Origin of the sequence: Claveliimonas bilis, assembly GCF_030296775.1 — a bacterium.
Classification (GTDB): Bacteria; Bacillota; Clostridia; order Lachnospirales; family Lachnospiraceae; genus Claveliimonas; species Claveliimonas bilis.
Window position 1 is genome coordinate 892,360 of sequence record NZ_AP027742.1, and the last position, 26,883, is coordinate 919,242.

At 45.4% G+C, this 26,883-nt stretch carries 19 protein-coding genes, 7 tRNA genes and 1 rRNA gene; 19 read left to right on the plus strand and 8 right to left on the minus strand.

All coding sequences use genetic code 11. The annotated features are described in order from the left end of the window. The first annotated feature begins 17 nt into the window (after positions 1-17). The 3 genes from R2J37_RS04310 (at position 18) to R2J37_RS04320 (ending at position 4,439) form a co-directional block, all read left to right on the plus strand. A 23S ribosomal RNA gene (locus R2J37_RS04310) occupies positions 18-2,906 on the plus strand. A gap of 80 nt (positions 2,907-2,986) precedes the next feature. After that, positions 2,987-3,059: transfer RNA gene (locus tag R2J37_RS04315), tRNA-Asn, on the plus strand. 171 nt (positions 3,060-3,230) lie between these two features. Then, entirely contained in the window at positions 3,231-4,439 is a 1,209-nt protein-coding gene (locus tag R2J37_RS04320) for an LPXTG cell wall anchor domain-containing protein (protein WP_316266283.1), read from the plus strand. Positions 4,440-4,478: 39 nt separating this feature from the next. Here R2J37_RS04320 and R2J37_RS04325 read toward each other — a convergent pair whose 3' ends face one another. Next, on the minus strand, positions 4,479-5,606 hold the full coding sequence (locus R2J37_RS04325) for a glycerate kinase family protein (protein WP_316266284.1): 1,128 nt from the start codon (positions 5,604-5,606) through the stop codon (positions 4,479-4,481). A 130-nt stretch (positions 5,607-5,736) separates the two neighbouring features. Beyond that, positions 5,737-6,870, minus strand: a complete 1,134-nt coding sequence (locus tag R2J37_RS04330) for a CdaR family transcriptional regulator (RefSeq protein ID WP_316266285.1) — start codon at positions 6,868-6,870, stop codon at positions 5,737-5,739. A 258-nt stretch (positions 6,871-7,128) separates the two neighbouring features. Here R2J37_RS04330 and R2J37_RS04335 point away from each other — a divergent pair. From R2J37_RS04335 to R2J37_RS04375, 9 genes are all read left to right on the plus strand, one after another. Beyond that, positions 7,129-7,200: transfer RNA gene (locus tag R2J37_RS04335), tRNA-Glu, on the plus strand. A gap of 46 nt (positions 7,201-7,246) precedes the next feature. Beyond that, positions 7,247-7,319: transfer RNA gene (locus tag R2J37_RS04340), tRNA-Thr, on the plus strand. A 26-nt stretch (positions 7,320-7,345) separates the two neighbouring features. Then, positions 7,346-7,419: transfer RNA gene (locus R2J37_RS04345), tRNA-Ile, on the plus strand. Between the two features lie 56 nt (positions 7,420-7,475). After that, positions 7,476-7,549 (plus strand) — tRNA-Asp (locus tag R2J37_RS04350). Between the two features lie 5 nt (positions 7,550-7,554). Continuing rightward, a tRNA-Val gene (locus R2J37_RS04355) sits at positions 7,555-7,627 on the plus strand. Between the two features lie 21 nt (positions 7,628-7,648). Continuing rightward, positions 7,649-7,734 (plus strand) — tRNA-Leu (locus R2J37_RS04360). A gap of 269 nt (positions 7,735-8,003) precedes the next feature. Then, on the plus strand, positions 8,004-8,573 hold the full coding sequence (locus R2J37_RS04365) for an aldo/keto reductase (protein WP_316266286.1): 570 nt from the start codon (positions 8,004-8,006) through the stop codon (positions 8,571-8,573). 18 nt (positions 8,574-8,591) lie between these two features. Beyond that, positions 8,592-9,599, plus strand: coding sequence for an NUDIX domain-containing protein (locus R2J37_RS04370; RefSeq protein WP_230106936.1), 1,008 nt, complete (start codon positions 8,592-8,594; stop codon positions 9,597-9,599). 96 nt (positions 9,600-9,695) lie between these two features. Then, entirely contained in the window at positions 9,696-9,992 is a 297-nt protein-coding gene (locus R2J37_RS04375; RefSeq protein WP_230106935.1) for a hypothetical protein, read from the plus strand. Positions 9,993-10,088: 96 nt separating this feature from the next. On the opposite strand, the gene R2J37_RS04380 is transcribed toward R2J37_RS04375, so the two are convergent. Next, positions 10,089-11,423, minus strand: coding sequence for a M18 family aminopeptidase (locus R2J37_RS04380; RefSeq protein WP_316266287.1), 1,335 nt, complete (start codon positions 11,421-11,423; stop codon positions 10,089-10,091). Next, positions 11,416-12,150 carry an HAD family hydrolase gene (locus tag R2J37_RS04385; protein ID WP_316266288.1) on the minus strand — a complete coding sequence of 245 codons (735 nt, stop codon included), beginning with the start codon at positions 12,148-12,150 and terminating at the stop codon, positions 11,416-11,418. Before R2J37_RS04385 ends, R2J37_RS04380 begins: the two co-directional genes overlap by 8 nt. A 153-nt stretch (positions 12,151-12,303) precedes the next feature. On the opposite strand from R2J37_RS04385, the gene R2J37_RS04390 reads away from it, so the two are divergent. Together R2J37_RS04390 and R2J37_RS04395 are read left to right on the plus strand one after the other, a co-directional pair. Next, the gene (locus tag R2J37_RS04390; protein WP_316266289.1) at positions 12,304-12,711 is read left to right on the plus strand and encodes an alpha/beta hydrolase; all 408 of its coding nucleotides are present in this window, start codon (positions 12,304-12,306) and stop codon (positions 12,709-12,711) included. A 176-nt stretch (positions 12,712-12,887) separates the two neighbouring features. Then, on the plus strand, positions 12,888-16,460 hold the full coding sequence (locus R2J37_RS04395; protein WP_316266290.1) for an ABC transporter ATP-binding protein/permease: 3,573 nt from the start codon (positions 12,888-12,890) through the stop codon (positions 16,458-16,460). A 97-nt stretch (positions 16,461-16,557) separates the two neighbouring features. Here the strand turns inward: R2J37_RS04395 and R2J37_RS04400 are convergent, their stop codons facing one another. Next, on the minus strand, positions 16,558-18,228 hold the full coding sequence (locus R2J37_RS04400) for an acyl-CoA dehydratase activase (protein WP_316266291.1): 1,671 nt from the start codon (positions 18,226-18,228) through the stop codon (positions 16,558-16,560). Beyond that, complete coding sequence (locus R2J37_RS04405; RefSeq protein ID WP_316266292.1) at positions 18,222-19,499, minus strand: 2-hydroxyacyl-CoA dehydratase subunit D; 1,278 nt, start codon at positions 19,497-19,499, stop codon at positions 18,222-18,224. Before R2J37_RS04405 ends, R2J37_RS04400 begins: the two co-directional genes overlap by 7 nt. A gap of 221 nt (positions 19,500-19,720) precedes the next feature. Here R2J37_RS04405 and R2J37_RS04410 point away from each other — a divergent pair, with 221 nt between their 5' ends. From R2J37_RS04410 to R2J37_RS04420, 3 genes are all read left to right on the plus strand, one after another. Further along, complete coding sequence (locus R2J37_RS04410; protein ID WP_230106928.1) at positions 19,721-20,587, plus strand: prolyl oligopeptidase family serine peptidase; 867 nt, start codon at positions 19,721-19,723, stop codon at positions 20,585-20,587. Positions 20,588-20,711: 124 nt separating this feature from the next. Then, positions 20,712-21,599: a LysR family transcriptional regulator gene (locus R2J37_RS04415; protein ID WP_316266293.1), complete on the plus strand. Its 888-nt coding sequence runs from the start codon at positions 20,712-20,714 to the stop codon at positions 21,597-21,599. Positions 21,600-21,763: 164 nt separating this feature from the next. Next, entirely contained in the window at positions 21,764-22,510 is a 747-nt protein-coding gene (locus R2J37_RS04420; RefSeq protein WP_230106926.1) for a carboxymuconolactone decarboxylase family protein, read from the plus strand. A gap of 5 nt (positions 22,511-22,515) precedes the next feature. On the opposite strand, the gene R2J37_RS04425 is transcribed toward R2J37_RS04420, so the two are convergent. Further along, complete coding sequence (locus R2J37_RS04425) at positions 22,516-23,394, minus strand: EamA family transporter (RefSeq protein ID WP_230106925.1); 879 nt, start codon at positions 23,392-23,394, stop codon at positions 22,516-22,518. A gap of 281 nt (positions 23,395-23,675) precedes the next feature. On the opposite strand from R2J37_RS04425, the gene R2J37_RS04430 reads away from it, so the two are divergent. After that, positions 23,676-24,263 (plus strand): xanthine phosphoribosyltransferase, encoded by a 588-nt coding sequence (locus R2J37_RS04430; protein ID WP_230106924.1) that lies wholly within the window; start codon positions 23,676-23,678, stop codon positions 24,261-24,263. A 1-nt stretch (position 24,264) separates the two neighbouring features. Continuing rightward, entirely contained in the window at positions 24,265-25,986 is a 1,722-nt protein-coding gene (locus R2J37_RS04435) for an ABC-ATPase domain-containing protein (RefSeq protein WP_256193364.1), read from the plus strand. Between the two features lie 38 nt (positions 25,987-26,024). Here the strand turns inward: R2J37_RS04435 and R2J37_RS04440 are convergent, their stop codons facing one another. Beyond that, on the minus strand, positions 26,025-26,879 hold the full coding sequence (locus tag R2J37_RS04440) for a pyridoxamine kinase (protein ID WP_316266294.1): 855 nt from the start codon (positions 26,877-26,879) through the stop codon (positions 26,025-26,027). Positions 26,880-26,883 lie beyond the last annotated feature (4 nt).

Below are 26,883 nucleotides of genomic sequence, written 5' to 3' on the forward strand. Positions count from 1 at the left end.
AAACTATTTGGCAAGTTGGTTATGCAGAAAAGAGCACAGGGTGGATGCCTTGGCACTAAGAGCCGATGAAAGACGTGATAAGCTGCGAAAAGCTTCGGGGAGGAGCAAATATCCAATGATCCGGAGATATCTGAATGGGGAAACCCGGCGGAGAAAAGCTCCGTCAGCGTATGGTGAATCCATAGCCATGCGTGGGGAACCCGGTGAACTGAAACATCTAAGTAGCCGGAGGAAGAGAAAGAAACATCGATTTCCAAAGTAGCGGCGAGCGAAATGGAAAGAGCCCAAACCAGCGTGCGTGCATGCTGGGGTTCGGACCGCACAATTGATTCAACAAGTCTAGCAGAATGGTTTTGGGAAAGCCAGCCAGAGAGGGTGAAAGCCCCGTAAGCGAAAGATAAGTTGACAAGGCGGGATCCAGAGTACTACGAGACACGTGGAACCTTGTAGGAAGGAGCGGGGACCACCCCGTAAGGCTAAATACTCCTTAGTGACCGATAGCGCATAGTACTGTGAAGGAAAGGTGAAAAGGACCCCGGGAGGGGAGTGAAAGAGAACCTGAAACCCTGTGTTTACAAGCTGTGGAAGGACTATATAGGTCCGACCGCGTACTTTTTGTAGAACGGTCCGGCGAGTTACGCTGGCTGGCGAGGTTAAGTCCTTAAGGGATGGAGCCGAAGGGAAACCAAGTCTTAATAGGGCGATGAGTCAGTCGGAGTAGACCCGAAACCGGGTGATCTATCCATGTCCAGGTTGAAGTTGCCGTAAAAGGCAATGGAGGACCGAACCCACATCCGTTGAAAAGGGTGGGGATGAGGTGTGGATAGGGGAGAAATTCCAATCGAACCCGGAGATAGCTGGTTCTCCTCGAAATAGCTTTAGGGCTAGCCTCACACAAGTCTTACGGAGGTAGAGCACTGAATTTCCTAGGGGGCGTCAAAGCTTACCGAAGAATATCAAACTCCGAATGCCGTGTAGATGGTGTGTGGGAGTCAGACTGTACGAGATAAGTTGGACAGTCGAAAGGGAAAGAGCCCAGACCTGCAGCTAAGGTCCCAAAGTGTGTGTTAAGTGGAAAAGGATGTGGGATTTCAAAGACAACCAGGATGTTGGCTTAGAAGCAGCCATACATTAAAAGAGTGCGTAATAGCTCACTGGTCGAGAGGTCCTGCGCCGAAAATGTCCGGGGCTGAAACACACCACCGAAGCTCGGGAATTGATCTGATCAATTGGTAGAGGAGCATTGCATACGGGAAGAAGCAGTACCGGAAGGAGCTGTGGACTGTATGGAAGAGAGAATGCCGGAATGAGTAGCGAGAGGAAGGTGAGAATCCTTCCGGCCGAATATCCAAGGTTTCCAGAGTAAAGCTGATCTGCTCTGGGTAAGTCGGGACCTAAGGCGAGGCCGAGAGGCGTAGCCGATGGACAACAGGTTGAGATTCCTGTACTACGATATGACAGAACTGTGGGGACGCAGAAAGAGAGCACTACCGGGAATGGAGAGACCGGGGCAAGCGAGGTAGGAGGCAGGTAGGCAAATCCGCCTGCCAATCTGAAGACGTGATGCATACCGAACTAAGAGTAGGGAAATGTGTGAGCTGGCTGCCAAGAAAAGCCGCTATTGTTCATATCGTACCCGTACCGTAAACCGACACAGGTAGATGAGGAGAGAATCCTAAGGCCGACGGGAGAAGCATTGTTAAGGAACTCGGCAAAATGACTCCGTAACTTCGGGAGAAGGAGTGCCTGGGAGACCAGGCCGCAGAGAATTGGCCCAAGCAACTGTTTAGCAAAAACACAGGTCTATGCGAAACCGAAAGGTGAGGTATATGGGCTGACGCCTGCCCGGTGCTGGAAGGTTAAGGGGAGAGGTTAGCGCAAGCGAAGCTTTGAACTTAAGCCCCAGTAAACGGCGGCCGTAACTATAACGGTCCTAAGGTAGCGAAATTCCTTGTCGGGTAAGTTCCGACCCGCACGAAAGGCGTAATGATTTGGGCACTGTCTCGACAATGCACCCGGTGAAATTGAAATACCAGTGAAGATGCTGGTTACCTGCGCCAGGACGGAAAGACCCCATGGAGCTTTACTCCAGCTTGATACTGGGATTCGGTATTGCATGTACAGGATAGGTGGGAGGCTAGGAAGAGAAGACGCCAGTCTTTTTGGAGCCGCTGTTGGGATACCACCCTTGCAGTGCTGGGTTTCTAACCTGCAGCCGTGATCCGGCTGGGGGACAATGTCAGGTGGGGAGTTTGACTGGGGCGGTCGCCTCCGAAAGGGTATCGGAGGCGCTCAAAGGTTCCCTCAGAATGGTCGGAAACCATTCGAAGAGTGCAAAGGCAGAAGGGAGCTTGACTGCGACACCGACGGGTGGAGCAGGTACGAAAGTAGGACTTAGTGATCCGGTGGTATAAAGTGGGATTGCCATCGCTCAACGGATAAAAGCTACCCTGGGGATAACAGGCTTATCACTCCCAAGAGTTCACATCGACGGAGTGGTTTGGCACCTCGATGTCGGCTCATCGCATCCTGGGGCTGAAGTAGGTCCCAAGGGTTGGGCTGTTCGCCCATTAAAGCGGTACGCGAGCTGGGTTCAGAACGTCGTGAGACAGTTCGGTCCCTATCCGGCGTGGGCGTAGGATATTTGAGAGGAGCTGTCCTTAGTACGAGAGGACCGGGATGGACTGGCCGCTGGTGTATCTGTTGGCTTACCAAGGCCATGGCAGAGTAGCCAAGCCGGGAAGGGATAAACGCTGAAGGCATCTAAGCGTGAAGCCCCCCTCAAGATGAGATATCCCTACGATAAGTAGTAAGACCCCTTGAAGACGACGAGGTAGATAGGGCAGAGGTGGAAGTGTGGTAACACATGGAGCTGACTGTTACTAATCGGTCGAGGGCATAACCAAGGAAGGTTCGGAAGGTGAGAAGATGGATAGATTTCTTGTATGTGGTTTTGAAGGTACATAATAATTGATTAATTAAATATTCCTCCTTAGCTCAGTCGGTAGAGCACTCGGCTGTTAACCGAGTTGTCGTTGGTTCGAGTCCAACAGGGGGAGCTGAAAACTCACAAACATCAGTTTGTGAGTTTTTTATTGTATATACGATTAGTACTCAAAGAAAAGATTAAAGGCATATCTCACATAAAAACTTGTGCTTCCTATGAAAATATAGTAATATTATACATAACTGTAAATCGTTTTGATACTTTATGAAAAAGGAGGGGAAACATGAAGAAAATAAAGACCATGTTAGCATGTCTTTTGGTATTAAGTCTTTTTATGGGAATGCAGGTGAGTGCACAGGAAGGGACAAAAGCACCGGAACTGTCTGCATCCTTGACCAGTGAGTTGAAAGATGGGAAGGCTGAAGTGGGAGATGTTCTACAGTTTACGATCAAGCTGAATATACCTGAAGCCAATGCAAATCTGGGTGGGGCATTTCTTCGTTTCATTGTAAGCGACACAGAAGATATGAACAGCAGAACGGGGATGCCGGAGATGAAGGTCAATGAAGACCAGAAGATTTTGTCAGACATAGGTAAAGTAAACGGAATGGCAACAGCCAGGATTTCAGCTGGATCTGTTGGTACAGTAGAAGCGACAGTGAGCCTTACCGTTACGGAAGATATGAAAGGGAAAGCCTTGTTTTACCAGACAGATATCCGGACAGACGGAGGCACGGAATCGGAAACTTTGGCAAAGACTGCAGTACAGCAGTTTACAGTTGCGGAAAATGAGTCTCAGGAGACCATTGCTAATGTGGCGCTCGCTGCAGATATAGAAGCAGAGGATATGGATAATCTTCCGCGGAATGAGGCGACTTCTGTAAAACTTACGATTACCAACATAGGAACTTCAAATGTATCGCATATGTATGTGATGGGCGGATATAATGGGACCGGATGGAATGATCCGGATCAGGTTCAGCCATTTGGAAGTTTTGTCAATTTGCCGGATGGCGTGACGCAGCCGGAGAATGGAACACTGTATATAGAGGAATTTGTACCGGGAAGTACATTTACGATAACACTTCAGGGAACAATTCCGGAAAATTATGCTAAGAAAGACATTGCATTTTGTTTTGCTGCAGTGTCTTATGGCAAAGCGGATTTCGATCCGGAAACTGATACGCCGATCATGGCTGCAGCAACCAGCATAAGCGGTAAGGTGGCGGATAAGGTAACTGAGAATCCGGAACCGGGTACTCCTGGAAAGGATGACCCTTCTCAGACAGATCCGGATACACAAAAGCCGGCCGGCACAGATACTAATAAAGGGACAGCAGATCAGACAAAGCCGCAGGCAACAGTACAAAAGACTGTGAATAAAAAAGCAGCGCCTAAGACAGGAGACGAAAGCTCGGCAATGGCGATGATCATGATAATGGCAGCGGCAGGAGCAACCGCGGTAATTGCCAGAAAAAAATCCAGAGCATAGTGTAAGAAAATAAGTGAAATGAAAAAACAGGTTATCCGGCTAAATCAGCCGGACAACCTGTTCTATTGTCTGACGAATATTTTCTTTTGCTGTGTCCGGATCCATCGCTTCTTCCAGCGTTGTGATTCCGCGGACAACAGGGAAGAAAGCATCGATTCCGGCAGCGTTGCAGGCGCGTGCCTCCTTGGTAACACTTCCGGCAATTGCGATCACCTTTGCATGATATTTGTGAGCAAGCTTGGCAACTCCTACAGGTGCTTTTCCCATGGCAGTCTGATGATCCAGTCTGCCTTCTCCGGTAATGACGATATCAGCGTCTTTTAATTCCTCTTCAAGCCCTACTGCATCAAGAATGAGGTCAATTCCGGGAGAAAGCTGTGCATTCAGGAATGAAAGGAATGCAAAACCAAGGCCTCCGGCAGCCCCGGCTCCGGGATAGTTTATATAATCGCATTTCAGAGAAGAAGAAACGACAGCGGCAAAATGAGCCATGTCTTTATCCAGTCCTTCTTTCATCTCATCGGTCACACCTTTTTGCGGTCCGTAAATATAGGTAGCCCCGTTTTCTCCGCATAAAGGATTTGTGACGTCACATGCGATCTGAAAATGACATCCCTCTAAAAGAGGGTTCTTGTTTTCAGTGCGGATAGAAGCAACCTTGGCAAGAGCCTGTCCGCCTTCACCGGCATCCATACCGTTTTCATCCCAAAACTCAAATCCAAGAGCTTTCAGCATACCGATTCCGCAATCATTTGTGAGACTTCCTCCGATACCGATAATAAAATTGCGGCATCCTTTTCCTATTGCATGCAAGATCATTTCCCCGACGCCGTAGGTTGTCGCCAGCATAGGATTGCGTTCTTCTCTGCTTACAAGAGTGATTCCGGCTGCAGAGGCCATTTCAATAATTGCAGTATTGGAATCTGCCAGATAGCCGTAATAACAGGATTGAGGCTTTCTCATAGGTCCGGTAACGGTGAGGTCAATTCTCTGTCCATTCATACCTTCGATCAGTGCATCGGTAGTTCCTTCGCCCCCGTCGGCAAGCGGCTTTACAACGACTTCAGCTTCCGGATCAGCAAGAAGGATTCCCTCTTTTGCGGCAGTTCCGGCTTCCATGGAAGACAAACTTCCTTTAAATGAATCAATGGCAGTTACAATTTTCATAAAGTCTCCTCCGTTTTTCATATTCTTTTATACAAGTTTAGCATGAAGGAACGGGCAAAAAAATATATTTTATAACAAAAAAAGAAAAAAATATGTTATAAGTAACAAAAAATGAAATATAAGATGTATGTCATAGAAGAATAGTATCGTTATGCAGGGGTGTATCATCAAAGGGCTCTTCCCCGGGAATGTCAAGAAGCTTTACCGCGAGATAGAGAATCACGGAATCATGAAAATTCCGGGGATTCAGGCCGCATAAGCGATGGATCCGGTTCAGCTTATACTGCAGCGTATTTTTGTGGAGAAAGAGCTTTTGGCATGTGTGAAGCAGAGAACAGTTTTCCTGAAAGTATGTCCGGAGAAGCTGAATATCCTCTGGAGAAAGATTCTGAAGAGCTTTTTTGAGAAAACTGCTTCTGTGTACCTCATCAATATCTGCCAGAAGGATCTCCAGATTTAATTCATCAAATAAAGCAATCTGATGATCGGAGAAGCGAAGGGTGTTTAAAGCCGTTTTTGCAGTGTAGAGAGAAGAGCCTAGTTTCGGGAGCTCTTCGGCGCTTCCGATGCCGACTTTAAGATTTTCTTTTCTGGAAGACACAAAGGAAGAAAGTCTGTCTTTTATCTCTTTTAAGTCCGGGGAGTCAAACAGAACTGTGAAAGTATGGGGATATTGGTAGCTGTACAGACACTGCGGGAGCGTTTCCAGAAAATGATAAATATCAGTCTCCAAAGAAGAAATACTTTCCGGAGCTGAAGAAGCTTTGAACTCCATAAGAAAAATCCGCTTTGGCGTCCTGGGATTAATATGGAAAGCTTTGAGCTCTTCTGACAGGCGAGCTGTCAGTTCCCGGTCATTGGAGAGCAGAAGCTGAAGAAGATGATTTTTTTTCTCGGCAAGTGTCCGTGAAGCGGCGTTTAGTTCCTGCTCACGGATGAGCAGCAGAGTAATACGCTCCGCTAAGTGAGCATAAATCCTTACCTCCTGTGGATTTCCGCTGATTCCGATTACAGCAGCTAAAGAACCTTTGTGATATACAGGGATATTCACTCCTTTTTGGGTTCCAAGAAGGGTATCGGATTCAAAAACTTCCAGAGTAGTGCCAGCGGAGATTACTTTTTGTCCTCCTTCATGGAAAGTTCCGATCCGGGAGGGATTTGTGCTGGCAAGAATAAGCCCCTTTTCATTAATAAAGTTAATATCATGTCCGCAGACATCTTTGACAGTGTCTACAATCTGCTGTGCGGTTGTTTTATTGATCATATTAAATATACTCCTGCTATATAGAATTATGTTATATGTAACATGATTATGGGGGAATGTCAATGTTATTAAGGTGTGAAAGAACGAAAAGCAAGTATTCATATAGTAGAGGAAAAAGAAAGGTCTATGACTAAAAAATGGAATTTAAATTTTCATTCAAAGTTTTCGAAAAAAAGCTTGCCAAACAGGTTCGTATATGATATTATATTACTCGGTCAACTGATGTTCCGCATTTAAAGAACAGAAGAGACTGGATATGGCTCCATGGTCAAGCGGTTAAGACATCGCCCTTTCACGGCGGTAACCCGGGTTCGATTCCCGGTGGAGTCACTTACCAATATCAGACAAATTGATATGGTGTAATTTCCAAGATAATGCCGATGTGGCTCAATTGGCAGAGCAGCTGATTTGTAATCAGCAGGTTATCGGTTCGAGTCCGATCATCGGCTTTAGTCCTCAAAGGGACTGATAATTTGGACCTTTAGCTCAGTTGGTTAGAGCAACCGGCTCATAACCGGTCGGTCCTGGGTTCGAGTCCCCGAAGGTCCATTGCATGAAGTACCTGAAAATGGTACGGAATGTTTATAATAATATTATAGTAATAAGGCCCAGTGGCTCAGTTGGTTAGAGCGCCGCCCTGTCACGGCGGAGGTCGAGAGTTCGAGTCTCTTCTGGGTCGTCTGTGGGATCTTAGCTCAGCTGGGAGAGCATCTGCCTTACAAGCAGAGGGTCATAGGTTCGAGCCCTATAGGTCCCACTTATCTCATTATTGAGATATGCCGCAGTGGCGGAACTGGCAGACGCACAGGACTTAAAATCCTGCGGGACTAACCTCCCGTACCGGTTCGATTCCGGTCTGCGGCATGTGGATAAGAGTAGGAGAAATGTTGGATTTGCAGCGTTTCTCTTATTTTTTTGCATTAAAAAGTTTTATTTATCATAGTTCTAATGTAAGGTCAGCGTCAGAGAGAATTATATTCAAGGTTCCATGATCGCAGACAATTGATTCCCTGCTTTAAACTCGATATAATAAGGACAGAGTAACTTTTTGACAGGAGGGAAGAGCATGGCATATTTTGAAAAGGTGAAAAAGAATTTCGGTTTTGGATGTATGCGCCTGCCGATGAAGGGCGATGAAGTGCTATGAGGTCTGTGTCCGCCATAATAAGCCGGTCATTGTTATGGAGCCGGTCAAAGGCGGTAACCTGGTTAACCTGCCGAAGGAAGCGGGGAGAGTTCTGGATGATCTGAAGGGAGGGTCCCACGCCAGCTATGCGATCCGGTTCGCAGCCGGCTTTGACGGGATCATGATGGTGTTATCCGGTATGGGTACAATGGAACAGCTTGAGGATAATATCAGCTATATGAAAGATTTTCAGCCCCTCGATGAAAGGGAACTGGCTGCAGTTCAAAAAGTTCAGGAAATTTTCCGCAGAATGAATCTGATTCCCTGTACAGCCTGCCGCTACTGTATTTCCGGATGTCCGATGGGAATCCCGATCCCGGAGATGTTTGCTGCAATGAACACGCAGAAAATTTATCAGGATTGGAACAGCAGTTGGTATTATGAAATACATACAAAGGACAGGGCAAAAGCTTCCGACTGTATTAAATGCGGAAAATGTGAGGAGGTCTGTCCGCAGCATTTGAAGATCAGAGAGCTGCTGGAGATGGTATCTGACCAATTTGAGAACAGACAGTAAAAAAGGAGAGCGAGTATATTGAACTACTGTGAGGAATGCGGAGGAAGACTGACTATGAAGGAATGCGGGACAGATGGAATGATTCCATACTGTGACGCGTGTCAAACATTCAGGTTTCCTATGTTTAACAGCGCCATATCGGCGATTATATTTAACCCGGATAAAACGAAGATTCTTCTGATTCAGCAGTATGGAAAAAAAGATAATATTCTGGTTGCCGGGTATATCAGCAAAGGAGAAAATGCAAAGCAGGCGCTGCTTCGGGAGATAGAAGAAGAGGTCAATCTTAAAATTTCCAGTTATATCTATAATGATAATGAATATTTTGAAAAGACCAATACATTAATACATAATTATGCAGTGACAGCAGAAAGTGAAGATTTTTCTCTGACGGATGAAGTGGATCGGGCACAGTGGTTTGCGGTAGAAGAAGTATTGGAAGCAGTGAAGCCGGATTCTCTTGCGAAATCCTTTGTCGAAAGATATCTTAAGAAGATCGGAAAGGGAAAGACGGATGAGCGAAAGACCGGGCAGGAAGAAGTCCGTAAGATCCTGGAAGAGGCTGTGCATAAGCTGTATGAAAAGGACCGATATTTGATACTTGACAGACCGGAAACAGAGGAAGAAGGACGTCATGTGGCAGAGAGGAGTATTGTTTTTCGTTTTGGACATTATCTTCAGGAGATTCTGGAGCGCAGTCAGATTCTGACGGATTTATCTGTGGACTGTGAATACAACCGAAGAGGATATGAGCCCAAAATGCTTTCACGGATCGGAAGCAGTGTAAGTCCGGATCTGATCGTCCATCACAGAGGGGATCACAGCAATAATTTTCTTGTGATGGAATTTAAAACATGGTGGAATAGAGATCAGAAGTATGATGAGGCTAAAATAGATGGATTTATGGATCCGGATGGCGGATATGCCTATCAATACGGAATTGCGCTCTGTATCGAAAAGGAGGAAAAAGATACTCTAAGGCAGATCCGGGAAAACCTTTTGTACAGGGGAAAAAGTTTTGTATAGAAAAATGATAAAAAACGTGTTTCTTTTAATGTTCTTTTAATTTTTCACTGTTATATTGATTACAACAAAGAAAAAGAAAGACGGAGGAATAAAATAATGAAGAAAATATCAAAAAAGACAATTGGAATTATTATAGGAGTTGTAGCGGCAGTAATTATTATAGCGGTCATCGCTATTATGGCATTTCGGATAGATATTGCAGAGGCACAGCAGATCGCACTGAATCAGGCAGGCGGCGGAGAGATCGTGGAAAGCGAAGTAAGCAGCGAAGGGCTGTGGAATGAATACAGCTACACAGTAGTAAATGGAGATACATGGTATCAGGTTGATATTTCCGGATTTGGAACGGTAGAGGAATTAGAGACAGGAAGCGGAGATACCTGGAAAAACTAAGGCAGAACAGTAAAAATTTAAGATAGCATTTAGAAAGTACTGATACAAAAGGGAGGCGGAAATATTTCTGCCTCCACTTTTATTTGAAGGATAAAATTATGATTTCCAGGCGCCTGCCTCCACAGTATAGCGCCCGTCCTCCAGACAGCAGATAGAACTTTCATAAAAGGTTCGGACAGCACGGATCAGATAGTCAGTGTCTTTCGCTCCCGCTGTCTCATATGGAGAGTGCATAGATAACTGTGAAAGGCCGATGTCCACAGTATTTAAGGCAACCTGTGTATTGGAGATATTGCCGAGTGTGGAACCGCCTGCCATATCTGAACGATTCAGGAAGGTCTGATATGGTACATCTGCAATCTGACAGATTGATTTAAAGACGGCAGCGGAAACCCCGTCTGTCGTATATTTTTGATTTGCGTTGTATTTGATGACAATTCCCTGATTCATGGCAGGACGGTTAGTGGGATCCGCCTTTTCAGGCAGATTTGGATGAACAGCGTGTGCATTGTCAGCCGAGAGCATAAAGCTGGATGCCAGCATAGCGTAATAGTCCTGCTGCGTTTTCCCAAGGCAAATACAGATCCGTGTCAGGGTATCCTTTAAAAAGGAAGAGGCGGCGCCCTGCTTTGTGCTGCTTCCTACTTCCTCATTATCCAACATACAATGGACGGCGATACCGGAATGAACATCAGCAGACAATAGCCCCATAAGAGAAGCATAGGCGCACTGCAGATCATCCAGCCTTCCGCAGGAAATAAATTGGCGGTCAGCTCCCCAGATGGTGCCCGGGGTACGGCTGTAAAGGAAGAGATCATGTCCGATGATCTGTTCCGGATCGACGCCGGTTGCTTCAGCGATCTGTTGAAAGAAGGTATTTTTATCAGAAAGATCACCGTATAGAGGAAGCATATCTTTCTGCGGATCATAGCGGAGACCATTATTGGCATCCCGGTTCATATGTATGGCAAGATTGGGGATCAGAAGGAGATCCCGGTCAATGTTAACTAATTTGGTGACAATAGTATTCTCGTTGCAAATAAGGACGCGCCCTGCTACGGAAAGGGGACGGTCCATCCAGGGAGCCATCAGCATGCCGCCGTATTTTTCCACATTCAGCCGTACATACATGTCGCCGGAAGGCAGTTCAGGATTCTCCTTAATCTTGAAGGAGGGAGAGTCACTGTGACTTGCCGTAATATGAAAATTGCCAGGATCATTTTGAGGCAGGCAAAAGGCAATGACAGAGGAAAGATTGCGGGTTACGAAATAGCGTCCGCCGGGCGTGAGAGTCCAGGGCGTATTTTCCTGAAGCATCTGAAAACCATTAGCCTCAAGCATTTCTTTTGTTGTCTGGGCAGCGTGGTAGCTGGTAGGACTCTTTTTTATAAATGAAAATAACTGTTCGATTGTATTCTTTTTATTATTCATGTGATAGAAACCTCCTGATAAACTGAAGCAGGGAAGAATAATCCCCCTGGGGATAGCTGCTGATATCTGCATTTTTTGTATTGATCAGGCAGTCAGTGAGCAGAAAGACTTGGATCCCCAGCGTTGCTGCCGGCATATCTTCGCTTACGTCATTTCCAACCATGAGGCATTCTTCCGGTTTCAGATGGCGCTTGGTCAGAATCTCCTGGTAGTATTCCGGGGAGGGCTTGCAGCGGGAAGAATTTTCATAAGTTGTAATATAAGAGAAATCTGAGGGATCAAGGCCCGCCCAGCGCACACGGCTGCAAGTTGCAATAGCCGGGAACAGAGGAGTGGTGGCAAGGATGGTGTCAAGTCCATGTTCGTGGCAGAAGTGAACAGCTTTTTTGGCATCAGGAGTGAAACCGCAGACATTTTGCACTGCTTGAAATTCCACGCGGTAGAATTCTTCGAAAATGTCTTTGAGTTTTGAAGATTCTTCCTTTTTATAGGCAGTGCTAAGAGACTCCCAAAAGATTTCTTCATTAAGGCGGGAACTCTTATTTGTATGAATGGCGTGTATCCCCTTTCCTATATTGTCTAAAACGGCATTTCCATCATATCCGCAAAGATTCATTTTTTGGGATAGTCTCTGGAAATAGTCTTTCATAAAAAGTTCCAGCTCCATAGGAAGCAATGTCCCGTCTAAATCGAATAAAACAGTGGTTATTTTCTGTGTGTGTTCCAATGTGATTTCCTCCAGTTTTGATCGTCAATAATATTTTAATATTTGTACATTAACGCTATTATAATGCGAAATTCAAAATGAGACAATGCCGGAATAAAAATTTCCCAGGGGCTGGAAGAAGCCTACCAGACTTTGGTGTGGGCAGAAGAAAATGTGAAGAATTATGGAGGAGACAAAGAAAATATTCATGTCTGCGGAGACAGCTCGGGCGGCAATTTTGCGGCAGCTGTGGCAGCTATGTCGGCAGACAGAAACGGACCAGGTATACAGAGCCAAAATCTTGTATATCCTCTGGTGAAAAATTGGGAAGAGGAAAAGAAAGATCCTCTGGCATCTCCGCTTTTGAAAGAAGATATCGGCAGAATGCCTCGCACTTGTATCATTGCAGCGGAGTGTGATCCTCTTGTGGATCAGGGTCTTATGTATGCAGCAAAATTGCAGGATGCAGGTGTAGAGGTGGAATATCATATGATGAAAGGAATGATACATGGATTTTTAAACTGGACTTACAGAAGCAGTTTTGAGGCCATGGATCGGATTATTGAAAACGTGAACAGATAATATGGGAAAAAACGAAACAGCCCTCCTGCAGGGCTGTTTTTTGTGATGCGGAAAAAAAGAAACTTTTTTGTGAATAATATGGTTGTGAATTGAAAGAAAATCACCTATACTCTTATCATACGGGTAATTTTATTATTGTGCGGGGGGGCGTACATAATTAAAAGGGAGATGAAGGCATGCTTAAAATTCAACATATCCGTAAAGAATACAGAACCGGGAATCTGGTTCAGAAAGCCCTGGACGATGTCAGCCTGAATTTGAGAGATAATGAATTTGTGGCGATTTTAGGACCAAGCGGATCGGGGAAAACAACACTTCTTAATATTATCGGCGGGCTGGACCGCTATGACAGCGGCGACCTGATCATTAACGGCATTTCCACAAAAAAATATAAAGATAAAGACTGGGATTCCTACCGGAATCATACGATTGGATTTGTATTTCAGAGTTATAATCTTATTCCTCACCAGAGCGTACTTTCCAATGTGGAGCTGGCATTGACAATTTCAGGAGTAGGTCCCGCAGAGCGAAAAGAAAGAGCAAGAAAAGCATTGGAACAGGTAGGGCTTGGAGAGCAGCTTCACAAAAAGCCCAGTCAGATGTCAGGCGGGCAGATGCAGAGGGTTGCTATTGCAAGAGCCCTGGTGAACGATCCGGATATTCTTCTGGCAGATGAACCTACAGGGGCGCTGGACAGTGAAACCAGTATTCAGGTTATGGAACTTCTCCAGGAGGTGGCAAAAGATCGACTGGTGGTTATGGTTACTCATAATCCGGAACTGGCAGATGAATATGCTACGAGAATCGTGAAATTAAAGGATGGACAGATCAGGGCGGATTCCGATCCTTTTGAGCCGGAAACGGAGCCGGAAGAACCACGGCATGAGAACATGGGAAAGGCATCCATGTCTTTTCTGACGGCTCTTTCTCTAAGTTTTAACAATCTTAAGACAAAAAAGGCCCGCACGATTCTGACGGCGTTTGCAGGCTCCATCGGAATCATTGGAATTGCTCTGATCCTGTCATTGTCAAATGGAGTGAATGATTATATCCAAAGCGTGGAAGAAGAAACCTTGTCGGAATATCCGCTTCAGATATTGAGCACAGGTTTAGATCTTAGTTCCATGGTAGAAGATGGATCCGGCGGCGCGGACAGTTCCGGACAGACAGAAGAAAAAGCCGGGGATATAGAAGTTATTGATGTGCTTACCAATATGTTTTCCACTATGGATACGAATGATCTGCAATCCCTGAAAACCTATCTGGACAGTGGGGAGAGCAATATTGACCAGTATGTAAATGCCATTGAATATTCCTACAATACAACACCTCAGATTTATCGGCAGGACGGAGAGGACATCCGGCAGGTAAATCCTGATCAATCCTTTGCTTCTCTGGGGCTGGGATCCTCATCAGCTTCAAACAGCATGATGTCTTCTATGATGAGTACAGATGTATTTTATGAAATGCCGGAGGATACAGATCTCTATGAACCACAGTATGAAGTAAAGGCTGGAAGATGGCCTGAAAGATATGATGAATGCGTGCTTGTCCTTACCTCTGGCGGCGGTATCAGTGATTTTATGCTGTATTCCATGGGTCTTAGAGATTCCATGGAGCTGGATGAGATGATCCGCCAGTTTGCCAATGAGGAGGATGTGGAGACTCCTTCAGATATGGGCTCCTATACGTATGAGGACATTCTGGGAGTGACATTTAAGTTGGTAAACAGCTCCGATTATTACGAGTATGACAGTCAGTACAAGGTATGGAGAGATAAGACAGATAACGAAGAATACATGAAAAACCTGGTAGATAAGGGTGAGGACTTAAAGATTGTAGGAGTGGTACAGCCGGCAGAGGATGCCAAAGGAACACTTCTTATGACCGGGATCGGATATATGCCGGATCTGACAAAACACGTTGCACAGAAGGCCGAGGACAGTGAGATTGTTAAGAATCAGTTAAGCAATAAAAACATTAATGTCTTTACGAATGAACCTTTCGGGGAAGAAAGCGGCGAGGATCAGTTTGATATGGATTCTCTTGTTTCGGTCAATGCAGATGTACTTCAGGATGCTTTTGCCTTCAATGAGGATGCCTTTAGCGAAGGGCTTCAGGGAGCGTTTGACCTTTCGGAAATGCCGGCGGGCAGCAGCCTGGATCTGTCAAATATGATTGATCTGAAAAATATTAAACTGGATATGCCCGATGCCCCGCAGCTTGGACTGGATGAACTGATGGGAAGTATCAAGCTGGATATGTCGGCAGAAGAGTTGGGACAGATAGTAACAGGACTGCTTTCTGGTTACCAGGAGTATGCGGCTTCGCATCCGGAGGCGGATTATTCTACTCTGGGAGAGGATTTTCTTGCCTACCTTAATACAAGTGAAGCACAGGAAATCCTGATCCGGAATATACAGGATATCATTCAGACAAATGGAAATATTACTGCAGTGCCGGATCAGATAAGAAGCATGTTTCAGGAAATTCTCCAGGGATATCAAAGTTACGCTGAAGCACAAGGGTACACAGATCCTGACAAATTTGATGAATATCTTTTAGAGTATCTTGGAACATCTGAGGCACAAAGCATTTTGTCAAAATGGGGTTCTGAAATTTTCAAGATCAGCGGAGATATCAGTATAACTTCAGATCAGATTGCAAAACTGGCAGAAGAGCTGGGGAACGGATATCAGACTTATGCGGCGGCAAACGGTCTTGCAGATCCCAGTAAGATGGGAGAACATTTTATGGCGTATCTGGGGACAGATGGGGCGCAGAACCAATTGACTGAGGCTATACTTAGTATGGTGGATGCCGATAGACTGGAGCAGCAGATTTCCGGTTCTCTTGAAGCATATATGCAGCAGGCAATGGCTTCCTATGGCGGAACCGTTGCGCAGTCTCTCCAGACACAGATCGGATCTGCTATGGAACAGATCATGGCCCAGATCAGCACCGGTATGACAGACGCTATGAGTCAGGCGGCGGCAAGAATAGGAACAAATATACAAAATGCACTTACGATTGATGCAGATGCATTTGCCAATGCGTTCACTATGAATATGAGCGGACAGGAATTTGCAGAGCTGATGATGTCCATGAGTTCTGCAGAAAGTGCTTCTTATGAAGGAAATCTTCGGGATTTGGGGTATGTGGACTTTAATGTGCCAAGCCAAATTGACATATACCCGAAAGATTTTGAGAGCAAAGGAGGAGTTGTAAAAATTCTGGATCATTATAACGCTGACATGGAGAAGGAGGGCAAAGAAGAACAGGTAATCACCTACACTGATATGGTAGGTGCATTGATGTCTTCTGTAACAGATATTATTGATATTATCAGCTATGTACTGATTGCTTTTGTAGCGATTTCGCTCGTTGTTTCATCGATAATGATCGGAGTCATTACTTACATCAGCGTGCTTGAGAGAAGAAAAGAAATCGGGATCCTGCGGGCGATCGGAGCATCAAAGGGAAATATTTCCCAAGTATTCAATGCGGAAACTTTCATTATCGGCCTTTGCGCCGGTGTATTGGGGATTGTGATCACACTCCTTTTGCTGATTCCGGGTAATGCGCTGATCCATTATCTGGCGGGGACAACGGATGTCAGCGCAGTACTTCCTGTAGGGGCGGCATTTATTTTGATCACATTGAGTGTTGTACTGACTTTGCTGGGCGGACTGATTCCGTCTAAAAAGGCTGCCAAGAGCGATCCGGTGGCGGCGCTTCGGGCAGAGTAGATCAAAAATACACAGGGTATAACTTAATTTGACACGTAGTATTTTTTAACTTTACTACGTGTCAAACTGCATTTTACCCCGTGTATTTTTGTAATTTTTACCTCAATATCTGGTCCAAAGCGTAAAGGGCAGCGCCGGCGGCGCCTACAATTTCAGGCTCCGGACAGATATAAAGCCTGGACTGGATCTTTTCTTCTACTGCTCTGACAACGCCGGGGTTCTTGGCAACGCCGCCTGTCATCATAAATTCTTCTTCCATGCCGACACGCTTCAGGAGGGAATAGGATTTGTTGGCAATAGCATGACAGACACCGTTGGCAATATCTGATTTTTCCTTATTATTGGCGATCAGGGAAATAACCTCGGACTCTGCAAATACAGAGCACATGCTGGTGATTTCAATGTCCTCTGTGGATTTCAGGGCAATTGGTCCAAGTTCGTCTACATCGATTTCCAGTGTCCGGGCGATCATTTCCAGGAAACGACCGGTTCCGGCGGCACACTTGTCATTCATGACAAAGTCGGCAACTTCTCCGGCTTCATTTAAACGAATTGCCTTGCTGTCCTGACCGCCGATATCCAGGATAGTCCTTACCTTTGGATTAAAATAATGAGCGCCCCGCCCGTGACAGCTGATTTCTGTTACATTTTCATCTGCAAAGGGAATGCTCACCCGCCCGTACCCGGTGGATACGATCCAGGAGATATCCTCCCTGCTGCATCCTGCTTTCTGCAGAATTTCATTTAATATTTTCTGCGCGCTCTCACCTGATTTAGCCCCGGTCCGTACAACTGCCGAGGCGACAATTTCCCGGTTTTCATTCATGATTACCGCATTGGTGGAGGTGGAGCCGCTGTCGATTCCCATGACATACATAGTTTCAGTGATATCCTTTCTTTTCGGTGATTTTGAAGGTCCTGTCGGTGTCAGTGATTCCAGGAATGCCTCAATCCTTGTCAGAACCTGTCCGTAGCTTTGTTTGGTGTAGTCGGTTTCCAATTGGAGCATGGGGCGGTTCAGTACGTTTTTCAGCCAGGCATACTCATAGGAATAATTGTCACAGAACTGGACAGTGTGGTAAATGATACCATCTGCGCTTTGTGCATACCGGGAAATAAGCTCGTCTCTGCCGGCAGCAGCTTCCATGCGCATACAGGGGAACTGGCTTAACAGCCCTCTTGTATATCCGGTAAGTATCTGGCCCGGTTCCAGAATATATTTTCGCATCAGTCCGGTGCAGGTAAGATCGAAAGCAACATTGGCGCCTTTCTCATTTAAAATGTGCAGGATTGCTTCGTTTGCCCGCGCTCCTGCAATTCCGATATTCTTTTTGCCCGGCTTTAACTGAATGCTCTGGGCTTCCTTGTGTTGTTTCAGGAGCTCGCCGAGAGCCTCTTCCTGAAATGTTTTGCCGGAAAAAGTTTCATAGGCCTGTATCATTTTGCGGATACGGTTTTCATAGAGCGTGATTCCGGCTTCTTTTGTGATGCGTGGCGTATCCAGAATATAGATGAATTTATCCGGAAGCTCGGCTTTCAGCACATCATAGAGCCTTCGGATGCTGTCGCAGCAGGTGGTGAGGATAACACCTTCATAATCATTTGCCAGGACATCCTCCAGAACTCCTTTTGCAAAGCTGCATATATTGGGATGCATTTTCATGTCTGCCTGCGTAAAATTCGTGACAGAAGGTTCGATTCGTTTCATTTCCGTTCCCATAGAAAGAAAGACTTCTATGGGCGCGTATTTACAGATATATCCTAACATGTGGTCTTTTCTCCTGTTCCGATCAATTCTAGAAATGCTTCCAGCCGGGTCTTGATCTGGCCATCGTGGCTGTTTCTTTTGTCAATTCCGTCACCGTCAAGAATGAGCATAGGAATATTCATTTTCTGCATTTTTTCCTTCAGAAGGATACTTCCGCCGGAGGCCTGTTTGCATCCCCAGTGGCAGAAGTGGATGACGGCATCCGGTTTCAGCCGGTCTGCAAGCTGGCCGATCATTTCTGCTTTGTGGGCGTAGGAGCCGTTGTACAGATTCTTAATGATCTTTCCGGCGAGAGCCTCAAAGGGATGTTCGGTATCCAGTTCATCCATGAAATCCAGAATGATATCACTGGCAATGATCTGATAGTCTCTGTTGCTGTTGAAATATTCCTTCAGACTTTCCTGATAAAAAGGAAGGAGATGAATCCACAGGATCTTTTTCCCGGTAAAAGGTTCTCCCTGCTGAATTTCTTCATTCATAAAGCGGATGAGATCAAGAAATTCCTCTGTGCCGATGAGAAGATGCATTCCCATCATCATATAGAGATGGCTGATCAGTTCGCCGGGATAATAATAGTTCTTTTGATATTCGAAAAATTTCTTCAGTTCCCGGCGCGTCTCGTTTTCCGTACGGAGTATTTTTTGCAGTTTTTCCTCCTGGAATGTTTTGCCGGTACGCTCTTCCAGAACTTTGGTAAATGCTCTAAGCTGGTCGGCCAGATAGGCGATGGATTCTTTGTCATCAGAATACGGGACGTCCAGAAAGGTAAAAGGCACATGGGCCTTTTTTTCCAGATAGCGGAAGGTATTTAAATTGCCGTCGCAGGACAGAGAAGTAGTCACAGCATATTCCGGCTTCTTTACAACTTTGCTTTCCACTCCGCCTACAAAAGTTTTGTGATAGGAACATAGAGTGGGGGCAATTCCGATATTCTGTGCATAGTCGATAAAATAGTCTTCCAGATGGTAACCGCTCATATAACAGGAGAGGCATTCAATGGAAAGGGTGTGAAGGTCAAAGCACTGCATCAGCTCGCAGGGAGCAAAAATATTCCCCCATACATAGCTGCCCTCCCGGCTTAAAGAATCAGCTACAAGGCTCATCATCATTGTTTCCAGCTTCTGATAACCTCTCGAAAGATTCCGGTTAGGCAGAAGCTTCATGCGCCATTTATTTGCCCGGAAGCCGAGAAGGATCTTATCCCAGCTTTTCTCCGGGCGGTTGATGGCTTCTTCTTTTACGTGATCAATATATTTATCCACAACATACATATTTCGTTCTCCCCTTTCTGTTGTGTCTAAGAAGTTGTTATCACATTTGACGTATCGGATAACCTTCCCTCTTTTCAGTCTGTTTTAGGGTTTCCGGCGGTTTCCAAGAAACCGCTTTATGTGCGTCTATAATAACCACAATGGGGTTATTATATCACATTTTGCGGGAAAGGAAAGATAGAAAAAGCAGATAGAAATAGCAGAAAGGCAGGGATAGGATTATGAAGAAAATGAAACTTGGTATTCTGCTGGTCGCTCTTGCGGCAGCGTTAAGCGGATGCAGCGATGCAGGGACTGAAAATAAAGAAGATCAGGAGCAAATGCCGGAGACAGAGACAGTACAGGATGAGGAGATCGGGGGACAGGACTCTGTGACAGAGGGGACACAGGAATACCGCGGATTTATTCTGGATAATGTTCTTCATTCAGAAAGCGAAGGGGATATCCATTACAATCTGTATGTTCCGGACAGTTATGACGGAAGCAGGCCCTATGGGCTGTTTCTTACCCTGCCGGGATATGAGGGTCTGTATTTTCAGGGAGTAGGTCAAAATCTGTACAGTGAAGAGTTTGGATTTGAGGCGCAAAAGTATGTGCAGGATATGATCGTCGTAGCGCCGCAGCTCTCTGGCTGGGATGAGACATCGGCAGACCAGACCATTGCTCTTACAGAGTATTTCCTTGCAAACTATAATATCGATGAGTCAAAAGTGTACGGGGAGGGATACTCGGGAGGAGGCGAGACGATGTCCCTTGTGATGGGGAAACGTCCGGAATTATTTACGGCTTATCTTCAGTGCAGCTCCCAGTGGGACGGAGACTATGCTCCCGTGATAAAAAATAAAACGCCAGTATATTTTGTGATTGGAGAAGATGATGAGTATTATGGATCTGAACCGACCCGCGAAGCCTATGAGACGCTGCATGATATGTATATGGAAGAAGGACTGACAGAAGAAGAGATAAATGAACTGTTGGTTTTGGATATAAAAGATGCCGATTATTTTGCAGGGTTATCATATCAGCATGGAGGAGGAAATCTTTTTGCGGCAGATGAAGAGATTATGGGGTGGCTTTTCAGTAAGTAATGTTGACAGATTCCAGCCGGCGGCATTATAGTTTTACTATGGCAGCCGGAAGGAAAAGGACAGGAGTTTTACACAGAACCGGCTCTAAGACAGATGGCAGACATATAAGAGAGGAGACGGGTCTATGTATAATTTGCAGCTTGAAACATTTATCGTTGTAGCGGATTTAGGAAGCTTTAATAAGGCAGCGGAAGCTCTGTATATTACTCCGCCGGCAGTTACGAAACAGATCAATCTCCTGGAAAAGGATCTGGAAGTTCAGCTGTTTGTAAGGACACACAGAGGACTGATTCTGACAGAAGCCGGGAAATCTTTGTACAAAGATGCGAAATATATCATTCAGTACTGCAAAGACTCTGTGGAGCGGGCAAAGAGAGCTATGGAAGAAAAAGATACTGTGATCCGTATCGGCACATCTCCAATGACGCCGGCCGCCCCGGTAATACAGATGTGGGCGAAAGTCCGTAAAGATTATCCGGATATCAGACTGCAGATGATCCCTTATATGAACAGTCAGGAGAGTGCACGGGAAATTTTAAAAAATCTGGGAACGAATATAGATATCGTGGGAGGCATTTTTGATGAGACAATGCTGAAGCTTAGGCAATGTCAGGGAATGGAAATTTCGAGACAGAGGATCTGCTGTGCAGTATCACTTAATCATCGCCTTGCCTCAAAAGAAATGCTGACCTTTCAGGATCTGTACGGAGAGAATTTTCTTATGATGCACCGGGGCTGGAGCAACTATGTAGATGAGCTTCGGGATGATATCTGGAAAAATCATCCCCAGATCCGAGTGGTTGACTTTGATATCTACAGTATGGAGATTTTTAATCGGTGTGAGAACAGCAATGAAATTTTGATGGCTGTTGAAAATTGGAAAGACGCTCACCCTCTGTTGAAAATTATTCCTGTGGAATGGAAATATACGATCCCATACGGCATTCTGTATTCTACAGAACCGTCGGAGCTTGTAAAAAGATTTCTCAAAGCGGTGAAAAAAGCAGAGTAGATCATCAGAACTATGCCAGGAGAGCATGATATTGTATTCAGACAAAGTATTAGACTTTTTTTGCTGCAGTATTAACATATAAGTGTAAGGTCTGACAGCAGCGGTGTATGAGCAGTATATACCGACGCTGACATTCACATAAAGCAGAATAGGAGGAATCAGAAATGACCGAGAAGGCAAAAAGTTATTGTGAAAAATTTTTTGGAGCAAAAGGGTTGGGACTGGCGGAAACAGATCCGGAATTTTCGGATTTTTTCCAGAACTTTGCGTTTGATGAGGTGGTAAACAATGATGACCTTGATGACCGTACACGTATGATGGCGGTTCTTGCAGCTCTGATTGGGTGTCAGGGACTCGATACGTTCGAAATTGTGCTGCCGGCAGCTCTGAATGCCGGTGTGACTCCGGTTGAGATAAAGGAAATTGTCTATCAGGCTGTGGCTTATCTGGGGATCGGGCGCGTCCTTCCGTTTATCAATAAGACCAATGAAATATTCGAAGAGAGGGGAATTGAGCTTCCGCTTCCGGGGCAGGCTACTACAGGCAGAGAAGACCGCCTGGAGAAGGGCGAACAGACACAGGTGGATATTTTCGGAGACGGTATGAAGGGATTTGCAAATTCAGGACCGGAAGAATCCAGACACATCAATCGGTGGCTGTCGGATAACTGTTTTGGAGATTATTATACAAGGACAGGACTGGACAACAGGCAGCGGGAAATGATCACATTTTGTTTCCTTCTGGCACAGGGCGGCTGTGAGCCACAGCTTACCAGCCATGCGGCAGGAAATATGATGGTGGGAAATGATAAAGGATTTCTGATTCAGATCATTTCACAGTGTCTCCCGTATCTTGGTTATCCAAGGAGCCTCAATGGACTTCGCTGTGTCAATGAAGCAGCTAAAAACTAAACTTATCAGGCTGAGAGTGTTGGGACTATCATCAAAAAAGTACCCAACACGATCAGCAAAAGGCCCGGGCCGGACTTCTTTGACAGTTTTTCTTTGAACACGATATAAGAAAAGGCAATGGTTACCAATATGCTTAATTTATCAATCGGAACGACAACACTTGCAGGTCCGTCCTGCAATGCCCGATAATAGCAGAGCCACGCGCCGCCGGTAGCGATTCCGGATAAGCATATAAATAATAGTTCCCGTTTTGGGATTTTATGAAGTTTATCAGATTTTCCTGTAACAAAGACAATGATCCAGGCCATGATAAGAACGACTGCGGTACGGATTGCCGTGCCTAAATTTGATTCTACATTTTCTATTCCGATCTTTCCCAGGATCGAAGTCAAACTGGCAAATACAGCAGACAGAACAGCATAAACCAGCCATCCTTTTCCGCTGATATGTTCTTCTGCAGCAACATCTCTTTTTTCAATCATTAACATTGTCCCAACTGCGATCAATATGACCGCTGTGCCGCTTAGCCATGTAAAACCTTCGTGGAAAAAGACAAATGCAAGCAGCATAGTCAGGATCGTACTTGATTTATCAATAGGAACTACTTTGTTGACATTTCCGATCTGTAATGCCCTGAAATAGCAGAGCCAGGAGGCGCCTGTAGATAAACCGGAAAGGATTAAAAAGATCCATGTCTTTACGGACAAATTTGTTATAGTATCCTGTGAGCCGACAATAAAAACCATGATCCATGAAAAAATTAAGACGATAATTGTCCGCACTGCGGTTGCTGCAGTTGAATCTGTTTTTTGAATCCCGCATTTTGCAAGAATAGCAGTTAATCCTGAAAAGAAGGCGGAACCAAAGGCAAATAAAATCCACATACAAAATACACACCTCTTTTTTGTGTTTTTGCCTTTCTGACGGCATATATATCTATTTGGATGATACAGCGTCTGTTTTTATGTGTCAACGGATTTGGGTAGCGTCGGTGTACAAGGGGTATTGCCCCTTGTACACCGACGCTACCCTTTTATCTGCATGAAAAAGGAGGGAAGTGTTAATCTGTCGGGAATGGGAAATTGCCGAAAAAACAGATTGTCAAGCATGATATTTTCTCCTATAATAGTGTTTAAAACCAAAAAGATGCAAAAGAGGAATGATGATGAATTTTTTAGAGGAACGTATAGTAAAAGATGGAATTATCAAAGAAGGGAATGTGTTGAAGGTAGACAGCTTTTTGAATCATCAGATGGACATTCAGCTGTTTGATCAGATTGGAGCAGAGTTTAAAAGAAGATTTGCACAAAAACCAATCAATAAAATCCTGACGATCGAGGCTTCCGGTATAGGGATTGCCTGTGTGGCAGCCCAGCATTTTCAGGTGCCTGTCGTATTTGCAAAGAAAACCCAGAGTATTAATCTGGAAGGAGAAATGTATGTAGCGGAAGTAGAGTCCTTTACTCACAAGTGTAAAAATCAGGTGATCGTATCACAGAAATTTTTAAATGAAGAGGACCATGTTCTGATCATAGATGATTTCCTTGCCAACGGATGTGCGCTTCAGGGACTGATCCAGATTGTACAGATGGCCGGAGCTACAGTGGAAGGAATCGGCATTGTCATAGAAAAAGGATTCCAGGCAGGGGGAAGCATTATCCGGAATCTCGGATATCAGCTGGAGTCACTGGCGATTGTAGATGCAATGGATGAAAAAACAGGAACCATCCAATTCAGAGAGCAGGGAGTGTAATATGAATACATCGGTACAGTTAGAGCAGCAGCTTATGAATATACATCGGAAAAGTTATCCGGCATATAAAAGTCTTGCAGGAAGCTGGCAGTTTCCGGGGTACATCCTCCACATCGACCATGTCCAGGGAGACCCTTTTGCCGGTCCCTCCAAACTGAGTGTGGAGATCGCTTCAAAGACAGCAGGCTTTCCGGAGGAGCTGTACAACAGAAAAGATAAAAGAATTGCTCTTCAGGATTATCTGACGAGAGAATTTGGACGGCAGATTTCTGCCTATATGTTTCAGGCTAAAGGATCCGGAAAGAGCGGTCTGATCAGTATCAGCAGATGTGGGCAGCAGGTGCTGGAGCGCACGGCGCTTGAAATGAATGAAAGACGGATCCTGGTGCGCTTTGAGGTAGGCTTCCCTGCCAACGGAAGAACCATCAATGCACCGGAGCTGAAGAAGATTTTATTTGATTACATTCCGCAGTGTGTGAAAAAAGCGCTGTATTATAAAAGTCTGAACAGTCAGACTGTTCGGAAGGTGACAGAGCTGGCGCAGGATCAGACTTACATCCGGGAAGAGCTGAAAAAAAGGAATCTTGCAGCGTTTGTGGCAAATGGTTCCATTCTTCCGAGGGAAAGCGGCGTTTCAGACAAACCTATGAAAAAGGCAGTTGTATTTGAAAGCCCTGAAAGCATGGAGATAGAACTGGACCTTCCCTACAGAGGGAAAGTACGCGGCATGGGTATCCCAAGAGGGATTACGCTGATCGTGGGCGGCGGCTACCATGGAAAATCTACGCTCTTAAAGGCGCTGGAGTTAGGTGTGTATAATCATATTGCCGGCGACGGAAGAGAGTATGTTATTACGGATGATACGGCAATGAAAATCCGTGCGGAGGATGGAAGAGCAGTCTCTCATGTGAATATTTCACCTTTTATCAATCACCTTCCAAACGGGAAAGATACGGTAGACTTCTCGACAGAAGACGCCAGCGGTTCCACCTCGCAGGCTGCAAATGTAGTAGAGGCAGTGGAAGCGGGAGCAGGAGCGCTTCTTATTGATGAAGATACTTCTGCTACGAATTTCATGGTGAGAGATGCGCTGATGCAGTCTGTGATCGCCAGAGAGCAGGAGCCGATCACCCCATTTATTGAGCAGGCAAGAAAGCTCTATGAAGAAAAAGGAATCTCTGTCATTCTGGTGGCCGGAAGTTCGGGGGCTTATTTTTACATTGCTGATAAGATCATTCAGATGGATACCTATCGGGCCAAGGATATTACAGAACAGGTTCGTACAATCTGCAGCCAAAATGCCAAAGAGCAAAGTTTTATGGAAATGCACCGCAAAGAAACGGAAAATACTTTGAAATGGGAAAAAATGTCCAGACATCCAAGGCTTGGAAAGATTGAGAAAAAGCACGGACAGATTAAGATAAAACAGTTTGGGAAAGACAGCTTTTCCCTTGGAAAAGATACAGTAGAGCTGAAATATGTGGAGCAGATCACAGACGGCGAGCAGACAGCGGCCCTAAGTTATGCTCTGAAAAATGTGATAGATAAAATGGAAACAGGAAATAAGAAAAGCCTGGAAGAGCTGGCAGAAGAACTTTGGAGTGAGATGGAAAAGAAGGGCCTGGTAAGTCTGGTGAAAGGTTCTTATGTTCCTGTATCGCTTGCCATGGCAAGGAAGCAGGAGCTGTATGCCTGCTTAAATCGATATAGAGGATTTCATTAGTTCAAAAAGGGACAGAGTTTTTACTCTGTCCTTTGTTTTCAAGAAGGTGCAAGCATAGACAGGTATTTTTCATAATTGACACCGTCGTTGCGAGGCACCTGTTCTTTGATGGAATCAGCAATGGCCAGGCTGATAAATTCGCCAGCCAGCTCTGCTGCCGTTTCCGGTGTATCTCCTCTGGCAATGCCGGCGGCAATGCAGGAGGCAAACAGATCGCCTGTGCCGGAATAGCTTCCTCCGATATACGGAAAGGGGATCAGCTTCTGATCCTTTTCGGACAGAAAGAGGTTTCCCATCTGATCAACACCGTCTTCATCTGTATAACGGATCCCTGTGACAAGAACCTGATGGAGACGTTCCTGAAAAAGCGATCTGCCAAGTTCAGCAACCACCTCCATGAGGAGAAAAGGTGTCCCGATCTGTGAAAGCTCTTCATAATCCGCTCCGGTGAGCAGACAAAGCTCAGTCAGATTGGGAGTGATAATATCTGCCCTGAAACAGAGCTCCTTCATTTTTTCAAGAAGCCGGGGCGTAAAAAGGGAGTGAGGCTTTCCGTCGTCGCCCAGCACGGGATCTACCAGGAGAAAAGTATGTTCTTTCAGAAAGCTTTCAAGAAACATATATATCTGATTCACCTGCCGCTCATCGGCGAGAAAGCCAGTATAGATACCGTCAAAAGCTACGCCCATCTTTTCCCATTCCGCCCGTATCAGAGGCATTTTATCTGTATAACTGTCACAATAATAATTGTCATATCCGGTCTGTGCGCTTAAGATTGCAGTCGGAAGCGGACAGGGCTGTACTCCCATAGCGGAGATAACTGAAATAGCCGCGGTGAGGGAACAACGTCCAAACCCTGATAGATCGTTGATTACAGCAATTTTTTTTGTCAATCGA